The organism is Nitrosomonas sp. (genome assembly GCF_019752095.1).
Classification (GTDB): Bacteria; Pseudomonadota; Gammaproteobacteria; order Burkholderiales; family Nitrosomonadaceae; genus Nitrosomonas.
Genome location: NZ_JAIEMO010000009.1, coordinates 21,306 through 35,864, shown reverse-complemented (window position 1 = coordinate 35,864; position 14,559 = coordinate 21,306). Strand labels below are relative to the sequence as shown.

Annotated in this window: 17 protein-coding genes; 12 read left to right on the top strand and 5 right to left on the bottom strand. The window is 42.6% G+C overall.

Annotation, left to right across the window (positions count from 1 at the left end; translation table 11 throughout):
* The first annotated feature begins 30 nt into the window (after positions 1–30).
* The 10 genes from K2Q13_RS03940 to K2Q13_RS03895 all read left to right on the top strand — a co-directional run bounded on the left by K2Q13_RS03940 (position 31) and on the right by K2Q13_RS03895 (position 6,005).
* Positions 31–372: a hypothetical protein gene (locus K2Q13_RS03940; RefSeq protein WP_292919362.1), complete on the top strand. Its 342-nt coding sequence runs from the start codon at positions 31–33 to the stop codon at positions 370–372.
* Between the two features lie 2 nt (positions 373–374).
* Positions 375–1,232 carry a DUF2303 family protein gene (locus tag K2Q13_RS03935; RefSeq protein ID WP_292919361.1) on the top strand — a complete coding sequence of 286 codons (858 nt, stop codon included), beginning with the start codon at positions 375–377 and terminating at the stop codon, positions 1,230–1,232.
* A gap of 60 nt (positions 1,233–1,292) precedes the next feature.
* Positions 1,293–1,889: a hypothetical protein gene (locus K2Q13_RS03930; RefSeq protein WP_292919360.1), complete on the top strand. Its 597-nt coding sequence runs from the start codon at positions 1,293–1,295 to the stop codon at positions 1,887–1,889.
* Complete coding sequence (locus K2Q13_RS03925; protein WP_292919359.1) at positions 1,886–2,065, top strand: hypothetical protein; 180 nt, start codon at positions 1,886–1,888, stop codon at positions 2,063–2,065. The genes K2Q13_RS03930 and K2Q13_RS03925 overlap by 4 nt, the downstream gene beginning before the upstream one ends.
* 15 nt (positions 2,066–2,080) lie before the next feature.
* Positions 2,081–3,073, top strand: a complete 993-nt coding sequence (locus tag K2Q13_RS03920) for a hypothetical protein (protein ID WP_292919358.1) — start codon at positions 2,081–2,083, stop codon at positions 3,071–3,073.
* A 12-nt stretch (positions 3,074–3,085) separates the two neighbouring features.
* Positions 3,086–3,532 carry a single-stranded DNA-binding protein gene (locus K2Q13_RS03915; RefSeq protein ID WP_292919357.1) on the top strand — a complete coding sequence of 149 codons (447 nt, stop codon included), beginning with the start codon at positions 3,086–3,088 and terminating at the stop codon, positions 3,530–3,532.
* 329 nt (positions 3,533–3,861) lie between these two features.
* Entirely contained in the window at positions 3,862–4,551 is a 690-nt protein-coding gene (locus tag K2Q13_RS03910) for an HNH endonuclease signature motif containing protein (RefSeq protein ID WP_292919356.1), read from the top strand.
* Positions 4,552–4,561: 10 nt separating this feature from the next.
* The gene (locus K2Q13_RS03905) at positions 4,562–4,768 is read left to right on the top strand and encodes a hypothetical protein (RefSeq protein ID WP_292919355.1); all 207 of its coding nucleotides are present in this window, start codon (positions 4,562–4,564) and stop codon (positions 4,766–4,768) included.
* A 9-nt stretch (positions 4,769–4,777) separates the two neighbouring features.
* Complete coding sequence (locus K2Q13_RS03900; protein ID WP_292919354.1) at positions 4,778–4,990, top strand: DUF4224 domain-containing protein; 213 nt, start codon at positions 4,778–4,780, stop codon at positions 4,988–4,990.
* Positions 4,983–6,005, top strand: coding sequence for a tyrosine-type recombinase/integrase (locus K2Q13_RS03895; RefSeq protein WP_292919353.1), 1,023 nt, complete (start codon positions 4,983–4,985; stop codon positions 6,003–6,005). The genes K2Q13_RS03900 and K2Q13_RS03895 overlap by 8 nt, the downstream gene beginning before the upstream one ends.
* Before the next feature lie 289 nt (positions 6,006–6,294).
* On the opposite strand, the gene K2Q13_RS03890 is transcribed toward K2Q13_RS03895, so the two are convergent.
* Positions 6,295–6,765: a hypothetical protein gene (locus K2Q13_RS03890; RefSeq protein WP_292919352.1), complete on the bottom strand. Its 471-nt coding sequence runs from the start codon at positions 6,763–6,765 to the stop codon at positions 6,295–6,297.
* A 434-nt stretch (positions 6,766–7,199) separates the two neighbouring features.
* On the opposite strand from K2Q13_RS03890, the gene K2Q13_RS03885 reads away from it, so the two are divergent.
* Positions 7,200–8,024, top strand: coding sequence for an SH3 domain-containing protein (locus tag K2Q13_RS03885; protein WP_292919351.1), 825 nt, complete (start codon positions 7,200–7,202; stop codon positions 8,022–8,024).
* 4 nt (positions 8,025–8,028) lie between these two features.
* Here the strand turns inward: K2Q13_RS03885 and K2Q13_RS03880 are convergent, their stop codons facing one another.
* The gene (locus tag K2Q13_RS03880; RefSeq protein ID WP_292919350.1) at positions 8,029–9,705 is read right to left on the bottom strand and encodes a diguanylate cyclase; all 1,677 of its coding nucleotides are present in this window, start codon (positions 9,703–9,705) and stop codon (positions 8,029–8,031) included.
* Between the two features lie 24 nt (positions 9,706–9,729).
* Positions 9,730–10,155 (bottom strand): group III truncated hemoglobin, encoded by a 426-nt coding sequence (locus tag K2Q13_RS03875; protein ID WP_292919349.1) that lies wholly within the window; start codon positions 10,153–10,155, stop codon positions 9,730–9,732.
* A 392-nt stretch (positions 10,156–10,547) separates the two neighbouring features.
* Between K2Q13_RS03875 and K2Q13_RS03870 the strand changes: the two genes are divergently transcribed.
* Positions 10,548–12,158 carry an NAD-dependent malic enzyme gene (locus tag K2Q13_RS03870; protein ID WP_292919348.1) on the top strand — a complete coding sequence of 537 codons (1,611 nt, stop codon included), beginning with the start codon at positions 10,548–10,550 and terminating at the stop codon, positions 12,156–12,158.
* Positions 12,159–12,188: 30 nt separating this feature from the next.
* Here K2Q13_RS03870 and serB read toward each other — a convergent pair whose 3' ends face one another.
* Positions 12,189–13,019, bottom strand: a complete 831-nt coding sequence (serB, locus tag K2Q13_RS03865) for a phosphoserine phosphatase SerB (protein ID WP_292919347.1) — start codon at positions 13,017–13,019, stop codon at positions 12,189–12,191.
* 18 nt (positions 13,020–13,037) lie between these two features.
* Positions 13,038–14,501 carry a diguanylate cyclase gene (locus K2Q13_RS03860; RefSeq protein WP_292919346.1) on the bottom strand — a complete coding sequence of 488 codons (1,464 nt, stop codon included), beginning with the start codon at positions 14,499–14,501 and terminating at the stop codon, positions 13,038–13,040.
* Positions 14,502–14,559: the final 58 nt, after the last annotated feature.

The window sequence follows — 14,559 nt, the reverse complement described above, 5'->3', positions numbered from 1 at the left end:
AAACTAATTCAGACAACCAGGACAAACATCATGAGCAAACCCATAACAGATACGCTACACCACATCGGAAACGGATTCTTTATCAGCTCAGCCAGCGACAAACTGGCCGAGCTGGTGCAAAAGGTTAACGAATCCGGAAAGCCAGGCAGCATCGATCTAAAAATCAGCGTCAAGAAAATTGTTAAGAATGGCGCCATGCAGATCACCGGCAAATTCAAAGCCAACATGCCGGCCGATGAACCGATGGAAGCACTGCTATTCGCCACCGAAGACGGCACATTAACCCCGGATAACCCGCATCAACAAAAGCTCAATCTGACTGTTGTTGATGAAGCCACCAAACCATTAAAAACAATAGAGGTCAATAAATAATCATGGATAACTTAGAAATCAAGAACAGCGAAACACAGGCTATTGTTGACCTGGCATCTAAAATCCAGCCAATAGAAATAGCAAGTCGTTATAACACACGCCGCGTTGCACTACCACCAGGTTGGAAACTGGAAGACCGTGACGATGAAAAACTGATGTCGATTCCCGCAAGAAAGAATGGATCAGTAACGATGCACGATGCTGATAGTTTCATCGAATACATCAACCGGCACAAAGAGAAGGAATTCACAACTATTTATTGTGACACAGACTACCGCAAATCTAAAATTGATTTCAATTGCATATTTAACGATCACGGACCCAACACTGGAGAAATCGATTCGCAAAATTGGAAAGACCTAACGGCCAAATACAAGCCTGAATTCTCAGAAGAATGGGATCGATGGATCGGAAAAAACAAGGAGCCATTAAGTCAATTATCAATGGCTTTATTCATCGAAGAAAACCTACAAGATATCGCCGCGGTTGATGGCTATCCTACCGGCCAACAATTGCTTGAAATGGCAACATCATTCCAGGCCAATCAGGATATGCGATTTAAATCAGCCATCAGATTGCAAAATGGGGGAGTCAACATGAGTTTTGTGCAGGACGACGATAATCAAACGCTCTCACAAATGAAACTGTTTGAAAAAATCGCCATCGGCATACCCGTATTCTGGAATGGCGATGCATATCAGATCACGGCACGCCTACGATACCGCGTTAAAGAAGGGAATTTGATATTCTGGTACGAATTAATACGCAACGACAAAGTGCTAGAAGATGCCACAAAAAACATGATTAACAAAATCAAAATTGCGACAGGCGTTCCGCTATTTTTTGGCGCTGCAAATTAAATTCATCCCCTGATCAGTTTGCACATAATCGCGAACTGATCAGGATGCTTGAGGAAAATTATGGATCACACACCAATCAAAATAATCGGCCTACACGGTCCCGCAGGTTGCGGCAAGGATACTGTCGCGGAAATACTCTGCGCAACTCAGGAATTCCGGAGCGTATCTTTTGCCGAGCCGCTGATCGATATGCTCGTTGCAGGCTTCAGAGTATCTAAAAGTTATTTCACTGACCGCAATCTTAAAGAAATCCAGATACCGGAATTATGCGACAAATCTCCACGGCAACTAATGCAAACGCTGGGAACGGAATGGGGAAGGAATTATGTCGATTGCGACGTTTGGGTAAAGATTGCAGACAGAAAAATAGATTATTTAAGCAAGCTCGCAGCAGCCGGTAACGCCTACATTGAAGGAATCGTTGCAACCGATGTGCGATTCCAAAACGAATACGACTACATCCGCAGCCAGGGCGGCACGATCTGGCATATCCACAGACCGAGCAACCCGTACGAAATCAACACAACGCACACCAGCGCAAAACTAATGGACGTGGATAAAGAGCGCGACATTGTCATCGTCAATGACTGCGACATCGATCAGCTGGCCGAGAAAATTAATTTGATTCTGCATCCATCCATAACGGAGGAATCATGATCCCATACGACACCAAAGACTTTCGCGCCAACCAACCTGGCTGGTTACGCAAATATGTGCCTCACATCCTTGCAGCCATTGCCCTGATGTTATTGCTCAGCTGGTTGGACAAGATGGACCGTGAATCATATTTGAATGAAGTGCAAGCTGCAGCTGCTGCGCAGTGCATTAAATAATAGGAGCCACTGAAAATGTTTGACTTCGAAAGGCAACAAGAAGAATCCGTCATCATGGATATCAATCCGGACATTGCCCGGCATTTACTGAGCACCAGCCCCGGCAACAGGAAGATTCGCTCTTGGCATGTAGACATCCTGGCCGGATCGATGGCCAGGGGAGAATGGCGGGTCACAAGCCAGGGCATCGGCATTGATAGAAATGGCCAACTCAGGGACGCACATCACAGACTGATGGCCGTGGTTAAATCCGGAGTGACGATCAGAAGCGCTGTCGTCATGGGCCTGTCAATGAGCGCTTATGAAGTCACCGACACTGGCATCCGTCGCAACATGTCCGACATTCTCGCGGAAAACAAGCGAGTAACCGACGTCCTGAATGCTGCAGGGCAAATATATTACAACCAGCGCAGAACAATACCGATTGATCAGATGCGCCCACTCATGAATACTGGGTTGTTTGACGTCGCCAAGGAGCTGGTAAAATTCTGCGGCACGGCCAGAGTATTTTACTCCTCCGCGCCAGTGAAACTGGCTGCCTGCATTACCATCCTTAATGGCGGCGATGCTGATTATGCGATGCAACAATACCGCGCACTGTGCCTGCTGGATTTCCAGAGCATGTCTGTAGCTGCGATGTCGCTCGTAAGGCAGGTCAATGACGGCAAAGCGCAAACGCGCTTATACAAAGAAGAAATCATCTGCCGCGCGCTCCGAGCATTTGACTTTCACCAAAAAGATTCCAGCGAATCAGGCGCCAAGTCGGATCAAATTGCGGCTGCAAAGAAGCTGGTCATAGATGTACTGAAAAATAAAATACTTCAACTCGAGAATAGTCCGCATCAGGAATCAAAACCAAATGTAATCGAACCAGCGCAAGTGATTAATAAACCCAAAAAACACACCGGAATCGATGACGAGCTGAAAGAGCTGCTTGATGACAGAGCACAAACAGTCGGAAGTTACGTGCACAAGTCCGGTGACCGGAAAAAATACGCTAACGAATAAAGAGATCACCAAATGGCATCAGTCAATAAAGTAATACTCATAGGCAACCTCGGGAAAGACCCTGAAACTCGCTACATGCCCAACGGTGATGCGGTTACTACAATCACCCTGGCCACAACGGACACATGGAAAGACAAGAACGGTGAGAAGCAGAGCAAAACCGAATGGCATCGCGTAGTGATGTATCGCAAGCTTGCGGAAATCGCAGGTGAATATCTCAAGAAAGGCCGTTCAGTTTATATCGAAGGGCGCCTTGAAACCAAGAAATGGACTGACAAGCAAAACATTGAACGGTACACCACGCAGATTGTTGCTGAAGATATGAAGATGCTGGGAAACAAATTAACTGGAAACGCAGATGAATCAGATTCTGAAAGCAAATCCACCCCAAGCAATGCTCGCGCAGACGGCGGTAATAATAGCGGATTTGGTGACGACGATCTGGATATCCCATTTTAGCGGGCACCTGACATACAACCTTATTGAGGATTTAAAGAAATGACAACTACAGACAAAGACCAAGAAAATTCACGAACCGCAATTAAAGATGCATTCATGATAGTAAACAATCAATTGGATAGATGCTACAGAACAATAAGGAAAAACGAGGTAATTGACCGCAATAAAGATGATCAAGTCACATTCTGGCGTAAGATGACTGAGATAGAGAGAATAAATAAACTCCACGAAATGGATAAATCATCATACTCGACAGTCATGATGATCGTTTCATGTACTGTTACTTTCGTTTGCCTGGGATTCCTTGTCTTTAGTTTCTAATTGAAATCATGCCCAAGCACACAAGAAAACGTCACCATTTCTCTGACGAGCAAAAGCAGATCATCAAAGATCACTATGCTGATTCAACGCCGCAAGAGATGGAATCGCTGCTTGGTGGTTCAATTGATCGCAGATCAATCAATCACAAAGCAAAAAAAATGGGCATCAAGAAGAGCCAGGCTTACTGTGAAAAATATGGCATTTGCCCGTCAGGACGAATAAAACCAGGCGCGAAACCTTGGAACAAGGGCATCAGCTACGAAGCAGGTGGACGTTCAAAGCAAACGCAATTTAAACCCGGAACAATACCGCCGAACCAAAGACCGATTGGAGCAACAAGAATCTCTAAAGACGGTTACATCGAGATAAAAGTAGAAAGTGGAATGCACAAGTTCAGGCTATTGCACCGGGAAAATTGGAAAAAACGCCACGGAAAATATCCTCCCAAAGGATTCGCCCTGATATTTAAAGATGGTAACAAACAAAACTGCGAGGTCGAAAACCTTCAACTGGTAACCAGAGCTCAGCTAATGCAGATGAATACGGTCCATACGCTGCCAAAAGAATTGAAAGAAGTTGTCTATTTGAAAACATCGCTCACAAGGAGAATAAATGGAACCTACTACGGACGAAGAAAAAAGCGACATCACGACACTGAGATCGATCCTGTTCGACACGATCAGGCAGCTCAAGGATAAAGATAAACCGATGGATATAGAACGCGCCAAGGCAATCGGAGACACGGCGCAGGTCATCATCAACACCGCAAAGGCCGAGATCGAATTCACGCGCCAGACTGGCCTGGTAACATCTACCGGATTCTTTAAAGAACAATTAAAAAATCCAGGCCCTGAAGATCAAAGCGGCGGCTATGCTCATGCAATGGGCAATCGGAATAAATTACATTTAAGATAATCACAAAAAATGAGCATATTCCTTGACCCCGACGATGTTGCTATACTGACCGGAAAGAAAACGAAATCCGGCCAGGTTGCAGCATTGCGGACAATGGGAATAGCCTTTTTTGTGAACCCTTCTGGACGTCCAGTAGTGCCAAAAGCATCCGTCGAAGGTAAAGAAATTTCAAACAAACCAAAAGCAGCATGGGAACCATCAATTTTAAATCATCATGGGTAGAGCACCCACAATAAATAAAAATTTGCCCAAACGCATGCGCGCGCGTAAACGTAGCGCAAAGACTTGGTATTACTACGACACCGGAGCTAAACCGAGAAAAGAAATACCACTAGGCTGTGATTACGCCATCGCCATTAAGAAATGGTCAGAGATCGAAATGGATCAACCGGACCGTCACCAGGCAATCATCACGTTTCAGTATGCGGCCAATCGATACATCAAAGAAATCATCCCAACCAAAGCGCCTGCAACGCAAAAAGATAACCTGCGCGAACTGGATCAACTCTATAAATTCTTTGGCAATCCCCCGCCGCCACTGAGCGAAATCAAACCAATCCATATCAGGCAATATCTCGACTGGCGCAAAACAATCCGGGCAAACCGAGAGAAAGCGCTGTTCAGCCACATCTGGAACAAAGCCAGGGAATGGGGATATACCGACCTACCAAACCCATGCTCAGGAATTAAAGGATTCAAAGAGACAGGCCGCAAAGACGTTTATATTGACGACGCCACATTTAATGCGGTGCACCAGGCAGCAAGCCAACCACTGCGAGATGCTATGGATTTGGCATACCTGACAGGGCAAAGACCATCGGACGTGCTCAAAATGACAGATCACGACATACAGGACGGCATGCTAACCGTCACACAGAATAAAACCAAAGCAAAGATCAGAATCAGCATCGAAGGAGAACTTGCCGTATTGCTGCAAAGAATCGTGACGCGCAAAGCAGGATACAAGATTCGCAGTTTCAATCTGATTGTTGACGAGAATGGGCAAAGGATCACGCTCAGGACATTACAAGGGCATTTCTTCAGAGCGCGTGAAGCCGCAGGTATAGATCAGCGACTATTTCAATTCAGGGATTTGCGCGGCAAGGCGGCAACGGATAAGACGGAATCTAGCGGGGACATCAGGCAAGCTCAAAAGCAACTGGGACATTCTAATATTGCGATGACTGAGCGATATGTGAAGGCCAGAAAAGGCGATAAAGTTACACCCACAAAGTAATGGGATTCTGTTCCGCAAAAATAAAATGACCCGCATGGATAAAGGCTGACAGAGATGCCGCTCTAATGCTTTTGCGGAACGAGTATCTAAGTTAAGTATTTGAATGCAAATTATACGGGTCTGGACTCAAAATCCCGCGATGGTGACATCATGGGGGTTCGATTCCCCCTCTCGGCACCAAATTTTCTAGGTTTCCCTACATACCTTTTATTTCTTGTATTTTTCATACAACGCCATATTCTTGTTAGCGGTTGATGTTTAGCAGCACTAGAAAATTTACAAACTTCTTTCATTCTGACTCCGCATATTCAATCGAGTAATCCCATACTAACTTATTCTCTATACTCTGGTTTGAGTATAAATAAATATCTTTTTTAAAATCTCTAGCCTGCCTGGGAGGAATAGAGAGATAGATGTATTCTTTTTTTTCTGCAAAAATGATGCAACGCATATCATCATTATTCGCGCAATCTTTTACAGTAATTTTTAGCTGGAGACCACTCAAATTATATTTTTCTGAATTATTAACAATGCGTCCCGTCAATTCATAATTATTGTCTCTAGTTCCAAAAGATATGTTTTTCAAAGTTACTTCTGAAGCAGAAATTCTGCTTTTGGATTTATTTTTCTCATATTCTTGATACCCCCAAAGTAAAGCACCTCCCACAATACAAATCAAAACAGCAAAACCTGCAAATTTTCTAAAGCGTGCTGATACTACAAGCAAGATTAAAACAATAATCCCGAAAAGCCATTTCATAGAAAGCCCCTATTATAAAAATTTATTTTGATCCCCTAGGAAAGAAAATTGATCAGTGAATCTGAATTCATCATTGGTTCAGAACATCGCAGCGATCTGGATTGATAATTGACGTTTATTGTGTTGAGCTCACCAAAGAATGTCTGTATGCAGAAAGATTGCTTACGGTAATAACAATTTTCATCAAATAATTAGAACGGCTTGTATATTCCCACAAGGGGAAAACCAAAAAACTGGCAGCAATAAAAGCCCAGTTTCAAGTACATTCGATTGTCGACATTTCTTCTTAAACCTGTAAAATCAGATAATTCTTCAGTACACTCTATTTTATTAATTTCTTAGATTTGTAATTAATTTACGGAAGTATAAGTGAGCAATAAAAATTTTTGCATCCATACTACAATTAAACCAGTTCAACCTTAAAGCACATGGATATGAGTCAATTAATAAATGTCACCAAGAATGTTATGCTAAGCGATCCAAAATTATTAGACATAAAAAATATAAAATTTCTTGGCTCATTATTAACTCAAGTTATCCTATGTTTATTAACCTTAAATTTGACCGGGTGCGCATCCCAAGAACCGATTCCCATTCCAGATATCAAACCAGCACCGGTAGTTATATCTCAGGATGAAAGCTTAAAAAAGGAAATTGATCGCTTAGAAAAAATAATTGTAGAAAAAGATCAAATAATTAAAAATCAGCAGATTAAGCAAGATAATCAGGCTCAAACACTACAAGAAGTCAACAAGGAGGTGACCAGAACCCAAGTAAAACTGCATCGATTAGCTACTAAGCCAAGCACTGCCTCTGCAATAGCAGAAACTGAAGTAATCCTAGAGCGCCTCAAACAAACTCAAATTCCGGCAACCGACCAAATCCTGGAGGTACAAGCACAGCATCTTGTTGAAACAGCCTCAGTTCTTTTTACTCAGGATCAATTTTCTGCAGCCATGAACTACGTTGCACAGGCAAAGCAGCTAATTGATTTGATTACCCATCCTAATCGCAAGAAAACAACCGATGAAAATAACTCCTTCTTTGAATTTAATACGCCGATACAATTGCACACAAAAACGAATGTTAATATGCGCACGTCTCCAAGCGCCAATGCAAAAATAATCAGCATGCTAAAAAAAGATACAAAGGTGTCAGCTAATGCTAGCCTAGGTTCATGGCTACGAGTCCAATTTGACCAGGATCAAGGATGGGTTTCTAATACAGGACTTGAAGTAAGAAAAAACAACGCCCCATAGTGTATTAACTATGCTGCTGCTTTACTTTAGGTATAGGCGTTGCGCAGTGCACCTGATTACGTCCAGAACGCTTTGCTTGGTACAACGCGCTATCCACACGAGATAGCAGCATCGTCAAAGATAAATCTTCTGGTTCACTTTGGATGATCCCAATACTTAGCGTAACTTTCAGCGTTTTATTAAGCGAACTACAATGCACACTAGCCACTTGCGCTCGTATCCGCTCCGCAGTTTTCACTGCCTCATTTACAGAGGTTTCAGTCAGAATAATAATAAATTCATCACCCCCATAACGAGCCGCGAAATCGACATTGCGAATTGATTGTGAAATCTTTTTCGCTATCGCAGCGATAACCTCATCACCAGCTATGTGTCCAAGGTTATCGTTTAAAGTTTTAAAATAATCAACATCGATCATCAGTGCAGCAAAAGGGCGTTTGTTCCGTTCATATCGAGCTAGCTGATCGCTAATGATCATATTTAGTTTATTGCGGTTATAAAGACCCGTAAGGCTATCGGTAACCGATAACGTTTCCAATAATTGATTTTTTTTCTGCATAGCATCACTTGCAGCGTTTATTTCGACCTGATTCTGCCGCAACTTATCAGTCATCTGATTAAATCTTTGCGTAAGCTGCCCTATTTCATCGTGCTGTGCATTAACCAATTTGACGTTAAGATCACCTTTTACAATTTTCTCTGTCGCACTAATTAGTTTTTGCAAAGGGGTCACAATGGCATGACTCATACGCAATGCAATAGCTGCTACTACAAGAATCATTATGCCGATCAGACCAGCAAACAAATCGCGTTGTTGTTCCCAAGCCGAATAGACAGATTGATAGTTTCTAAGCGCAATTATTGTGACAGAAGGTTTCTCCGACTCATACGCCAGACCAACCACTTTTTCTTGCTGTGGCCCAAGAAAAATCTCGTACTCTCCCGGTTTCTCTTGCAAGCGATTCATCATGCCTGAATCAAACAACTTGGACTCATTTGTGTTAAGAATCCCGGCATCGCTGGCCAACATTATATTTCCGGCTTTATCTAACAGTAGAACTTCGCCTGGAGGAGATTTAACTTTATCTTTCAAACTTGATCGAATGCTGCGCATATCAAACGTCACAATTAGCGCTCCCAAGATATAGTCATCGATCGACAATATGGGCACCGAGACACTTAAGATCGCAGTTGCATAATTTTCATTCCATTCTGGAGAAATTACCACATCTCCCTGAATAGAAGCATCTTCTGGCCAGTCCTGTGACAATGTTACTGAAAACGGTATTGCTACATTACTTGCAACTATTCCACCCTCTACATCAACTACCGTCAACTCCAATACATCCTCTAATCGGCTATGCACTGATTTTAAGTAAAGTTCCAAAGCTCCTTGATGTGCTACAGATATATTTTCCTGAGATTGATTTTCTAAAGACAGTTCCTCTATAAGAATCTTAGATGTTGAAATAGATGTCGAAAGATCGCGCGCAATTAAAATTTGCTCTTTAATCCATAAATCCGACTCCCGGCCAGCATAATTAGCCAGCGCACGCAATTCACGCGTAACATTCTCGCTGATCATAGTTTCATTTTGCTGAAACGACAATATACCCAGCCCCACAGCAGGAATCAGTGTGGCTAGAATAGAGAAAACAATAATTTTGCTACTAATATTCAAGTTCAACCTTGATCAGATCATAAGTTACATCGTACGAAGCGCTACGGGTTGTTTATCCGGATGATTGCTGATTTGATAGCCCTGCCACAATCGACCTGCGATAAAAGATGCGATTGCGTTGGCTTGCTGCTGTAAATTCGGATTGCCCAGCTCCTCAGTCGTTTGCCGAAAAATTTGAAGCCATCGTTCAAATAATTCGGCAGTAAGTTCCGGCAGTGCAATATGCTTAGGCATCGGCGCCCCACGAAATCTGCTAGTACCGCGTAATTGCGCTGACCAGAAATTAGTCATTTGTACAAAATGCGCTTCCCAGTCGATCACATGCGCCTCAAAAATAGGACCTAACGCGGGATCTTTTCTGGCTTTCGCATAAAAAATATGCACCAATTGTGCTACATCTTCTTCAGTATATAAGCTGGGATTAGGCATGGGAAAATGTGTTTGATTCATAATTCTATTGATTACCTCATTATGGTTATTGATTAAAGTTAACTAAGGATAGTTTTACAACAGGATTTTCAAACTTGAATCGAATCTATTGTCATGGAAAATTAATGCATACTACAGTGTGAATTTTCTTTGCATTACCTTGCGATACAAAGAAAAACATCAAAATACGTTGTCACAATTTCACCAAGCTTGTTGCGATTACTCAAATCCGACTAAATTTATCCTGAAAAAATTTACCAAATTACTGAAAATAAAATTCTTAAATATTTTTTACTGGAACGAATAAGTCTATCTTTCGTTGCCTGGATTGTCCAACTTGGAATCACTCAGAATTATCCAGAATAGCAAGACAGTAGTATGATCATCTATCCTTCTAAGAAATCCCAATTACTATGAAAAACTTACGCGGAAGAACACTACTTACAAATCCAGCTCATACCAAGTCAACTGGATTCACACATGCAGAACGTGAACTATACGGCCTGCGAGGATTACTCCCTTACAATGTTGCAAGCATAGACAAGCAAATCGAACGCGTTCTCGGCAGCCTGCGCCACAAAAATAGCGCCATAGAAAAATATATATTTTTGAATGCCTTACTGGAGCGCAATCAACGGCTTTATTATCGCACCATGATTAATCATATCGAAGAAATTATGCCATTAGTCTATACCCCGACCGTTGGTGAAGCTTGCAAAGAATTTGCGCATATTTTCAGGAGTGCCCAAGGATTTTATATTTCCCCTGAAGACCATGGCAAAATTGCTACCATCCTAAAAAACTGGCCTGAAGAAGATATTCGAGTCATTGTTGTGACCGATGGGGAACGGATTCTAGGCTTGGGAGATTTAGGCGCCAATGGCATGGGCATCTCCATCGGCAAAGTCGCCCTGTATGTTGCATGTGCCGGAATCCATCCAGCGCAATGTATGCCAGTCATGCTCGATGTAGGCACCAACAATATACCCTTGCGCGAAGATCCATTTTATCTAGGTTATCCCTACCCACGTATGAACGATGATTCCTACCGTTCATTAGTGGATGAATTTGTCAAAGCAGTGCAATCGCGTTACCCGAATGCATTGATACAGTTTGAAGATTTCTCGTCGCCTCATGCATTTGAATTTTTAGATCGCTATGCTCCGGAAGTACGTTGTTTTAACGACGATATACAGGGAACCGCCGCAGTTACCCTAGCGGGCATCTATACCTCATGCCGTATTACCAAGAAAAAATTCACCGACCTGAATATTATGTTCTTGGGTACGGGGTCTGCAGCAAGCGGAACTGCGGAACTGGTGGTAAATGCATTTCTTGCCGCTGGATTAAGTCAATCGCAAGCACAGAAAAGACTTTGGTTTATCGACAGAAAAGGGCTTGTTACCTCGCACAACAAAAATATTAAGCCACGCATCCAACCCTTTGCACACAATCATGCTGCTTGCAGTTTTGTTGATGCCATCAGTGCAATCAAGCCGGACGTGCTGATTGGCGCTACCGGGGTAGCTGGAACATTTACTGAGGCCGTTGTGCGTGAAATGTCTACAGCCAATGAACGTCCTGTCATTATAGCCTTATCTAATCCAACCTCGCATACGGAATGTACGGCTGAGCAAGCCTATCATTGGAGTAATGGACAAGTTATTTTTGCTAGCGGTAGCCCATTTGACACCGTAACTTTCAAGGGTCAGTTATTTAAGCCTGCGCAAGGTAATAATGCTTATATCTTTCCAGGCATAGGCCTTGGTATTTATGCCAGTGCCGCGCGACTTGTAACACAAAGTATGTTTCTGGCAGCCGCAGAGGTACTGGCAAGCATTGTTTCAGAACAAGAAATCCTCAGTGGCGCAGTTTATCCCTCTCTGACCCGAGTACGTGAAGCATCTCACGCCATCGCGGTCATTGTCTGCCAAGTAGCAATCCAAGAAAAACTAACCACTTTGAGTTTTCCAGAGGATCTTAGTGGCTACATAAGGTCATTGATGTATGAACCGAATTATTAGATAACGCACCGCATTAAAAAACCTGTCGATTCAGGTGAATAAATTGATAACACCATCCAAACCCACATAATTAATCGAATACGTCGCATGCTGTTTTACAATGGGTTTGGCATGATAAGCAATACTAAATCCAGACTCGGACATCATGTCCAGATCATTTGCACCATCTCCAATCGCAATGATTTGTTCGCGCCTCAATCCAAGTGCATCACGCACCTGCTTTAATACTTGCGCCTTTCCTTGTCTACCAATAATTTCTCCCACCACTTTTCCGGTCAATTTATTATTTTCAATCTCCAGTACATTGGCAGCCGCAAAATCAAGCCCCAGTTTTTCTTTAATCCGTTCGGTAAAAAATGTGAAGCCTCCAGAAAGCACCATTGTCTTTATGCCAAATCGTTTAGCCTGCTGTAACATTTTCTCGGCACCGGAACTAAGTCTGACACGTTCATCATAGACTTTTTGCAAAGCATCTTGATGCACACCTCGCAATAGCCAAGTTCGACGTGTCAGGCTTTCCTCAAAGCTTATTTCGCCTTTCATCGTTTGCTGTGTTATGGCTGAAACTTGAGGTTTGATATTTTGCATATCCGCAATTTCGTCTATGGATTCAATTGCCAGCAACGTGGAATCCATGTCCATTACAATTAATTTAATGTCGGAAAGCTTTTGCTCAGGGGTTATAAACGCACAATCCAATTCCGAGTGCGAACAATACTCTTGAATATCATTGGACTGCATCGCATTTGTCAAACGGAATGCTTGACCGGTAATCCGCTCAATTCCATCTGCATGAGATAATTTTGCAACAGACCGTAAATCGCTGTTATTTACGTCCAGCCCTTGGATAATTAGATTCATAAGTAGCACAGCCCCAGTCTAGCCAGGACTCCATTCTATAATTTGATTTCGACCCGCATGTTTAGCCGCATAGAGCGCTGAATCCGCAGCCTTTATTAAGTCTTTTGCATCATGAAAATGTGCAGCATTTTCATGATATGAAACAACCCCTATGGAGGCAGTAATCTGAATGATGCTGCTGCTATCAAATTTGTACGAAATTGCGGCAATCGAATCTTTTAGGCGGGCGATTAAGTTCCTTGCAGCAGAAAGCGGAGTTCCCGGAAGAATCAAAGCAAATTCTTCACCACCATAACGACTCAAGGTATCATCTTGGCGGATTTGGTCAAAAACAGTTTTTACTACAGCGGCCAAAAGAGAATCCCCCGCAACATGGCCATAAGTATCATTGACATGTTTAAAATGATCAAGATCAATGATTGCAACCGTCAAAGGCAAATTATATTGTGTTGCCAGATTAAATTCTCGCCGTAATGTATCGTCAAAATACGTACGATTATAAGCGCCGGTCAATCCATCACGCTGCGACTTATCCTCCAAGTCCCTGATTCTGGATAGACTGTGAATCATCAACAATTCTTTAGCTTCAGCCAGAATTCCATTGACTTCTGACGAATCATGCAACGTCATTTCAAACAAATCCTCAACAGCACTCAACCCGACTTCCATAATTTTAACAACATCAATGAGTACATTTGTATCAAATCCAAGCCAGTTTTGTGCCGCTTGATTTAAGGCGGCTATTTTATCAGCATCATGAGGGTACAAAAAATAATCCGCCATATAGCGAGAAACTGCCAAACATGCCTGCAAGGTTGGGCCTAAGTTTTTCGGTTCCGGCTGGCTATGGCTATTAATGCAGGATAAAGCTATGTAATCAGGGAGATGCCATTTTTTGAGTAAAGCATACCCTAATTCATCATGTCCAGCCCCAAATGCCTCACGCTCGTTTTTAAGCAACGTATCATGATCAGTAGTCGATGCAAAAACCTGCCCATATTCTTCTGGCATAATAACCCAAAATGCAAGGATGCCAATTTCCTGAATTAAGCCTGCTAGAAATAAATCATCCAGAAAATTCAATTCGAGCTTTTCCCCAAACGCACGACTAGCTAGCGCTGTAGCTATCGACCTACGCCAGAAGATATTGCTATCAAAAGCGGAGCCCTGGCTCGACAAAGGACTTTTTATTAGAGAATTCGATAAGGAAAAAGATAGGGCAATAACAAGTACGGTATGCGTACCAAGTATACTGACAGCTTGCCGAATATTTGTTGCAATCCGACGGGATTTATACAATGGCGTGTTAGCAGTACGAAGTAATTTTGCAGAAAGTACCGGATCCATTGAAATATATTGACAAACCGCTCCGATATCGGCATCAGGGTCATTCGCCAGTTCAATTATTTTGACAGCAACCGCAGGCAAGCTCGGCAACGTTGCACAAAAATTTAATTTTCTTTTCAATACATCATCAATCACTTATCGCCCTTATTGTTATACAATACTTATATACTATTGAGTAACATACTGATTATAC

Bases quoted from the DNA above. Each gene is read 5' to 3' on its own strand.
- K2Q13_RS03940 (WP_292919362.1), top strand. From the start codon at position 31: ATGAGCAAACCCATAACAGATACGCTACACCACATCGGAAACGGATTC.
- K2Q13_RS03935 (WP_292919361.1), top strand. From the start codon at position 375: ATGGATAACTTAGAAATCAAGAACAGCGAAACACAGGCTATTGTTGAC.
- K2Q13_RS03930 (WP_292919360.1), top strand. From the start codon at position 1,293: ATGGATCACACACCAATCAAAATAATCGGCCTACACGGTCCCGCAGGT.
- K2Q13_RS03925 (WP_292919359.1), top strand. From the start codon at position 1,886: ATGATCCCATACGACACCAAAGACTTTCGCGCCAACCAACCTGGCTGG.
- K2Q13_RS03920 (WP_292919358.1), top strand. From the start codon at position 2,081: ATGTTTGACTTCGAAAGGCAACAAGAAGAATCCGTCATCATGGATATC.
- K2Q13_RS03915 (WP_292919357.1), top strand. From the start codon at position 3,086: ATGGCATCAGTCAATAAAGTAATACTCATAGGCAACCTCGGGAAAGAC.
- K2Q13_RS03910 (WP_292919356.1), top strand. From the start codon at position 3,862: ATGCCCAAGCACACAAGAAAACGTCACCATTTCTCTGACGAGCAAAAG.
- K2Q13_RS03905 (WP_292919355.1), top strand. From the start codon at position 4,562: ATGGATATAGAACGCGCCAAGGCAATCGGAGACACGGCGCAGGTCATC.
- K2Q13_RS03900 (WP_292919354.1), top strand. From the start codon at position 4,778: ATGAGCATATTCCTTGACCCCGACGATGTTGCTATACTGACCGGAAAG.
- K2Q13_RS03895 (WP_292919353.1), top strand. From the start codon at position 4,983: ATGGGTAGAGCACCCACAATAAATAAAAATTTGCCCAAACGCATGCGC.
- K2Q13_RS03890 (WP_292919352.1), bottom strand. From the start codon at position 6,765: ATGAAATGGCTTTTCGGGATTATTGTTTTAATCTTGCTTGTAGTATCA.
- K2Q13_RS03885 (WP_292919351.1), top strand. From the start codon at position 7,200: ATGAGTCAATTAATAAATGTCACCAAGAATGTTATGCTAAGCGATCCA.
- K2Q13_RS03875 (WP_292919349.1), bottom strand. From the start codon at position 10,155: ATGAATCAAACACATTTTCCCATGCCTAATCCCAGCTTATATACTGAA.
- K2Q13_RS03870 (WP_292919348.1), top strand. From the start codon at position 10,548: ATGAAAAACTTACGCGGAAGAACACTACTTACAAATCCAGCTCATACC.
- serB (WP_292919347.1), bottom strand. From the start codon at position 13,019: ATGAATCTAATTATCCAAGGGCTGGACGTAAATAACAGCGATTTACGG.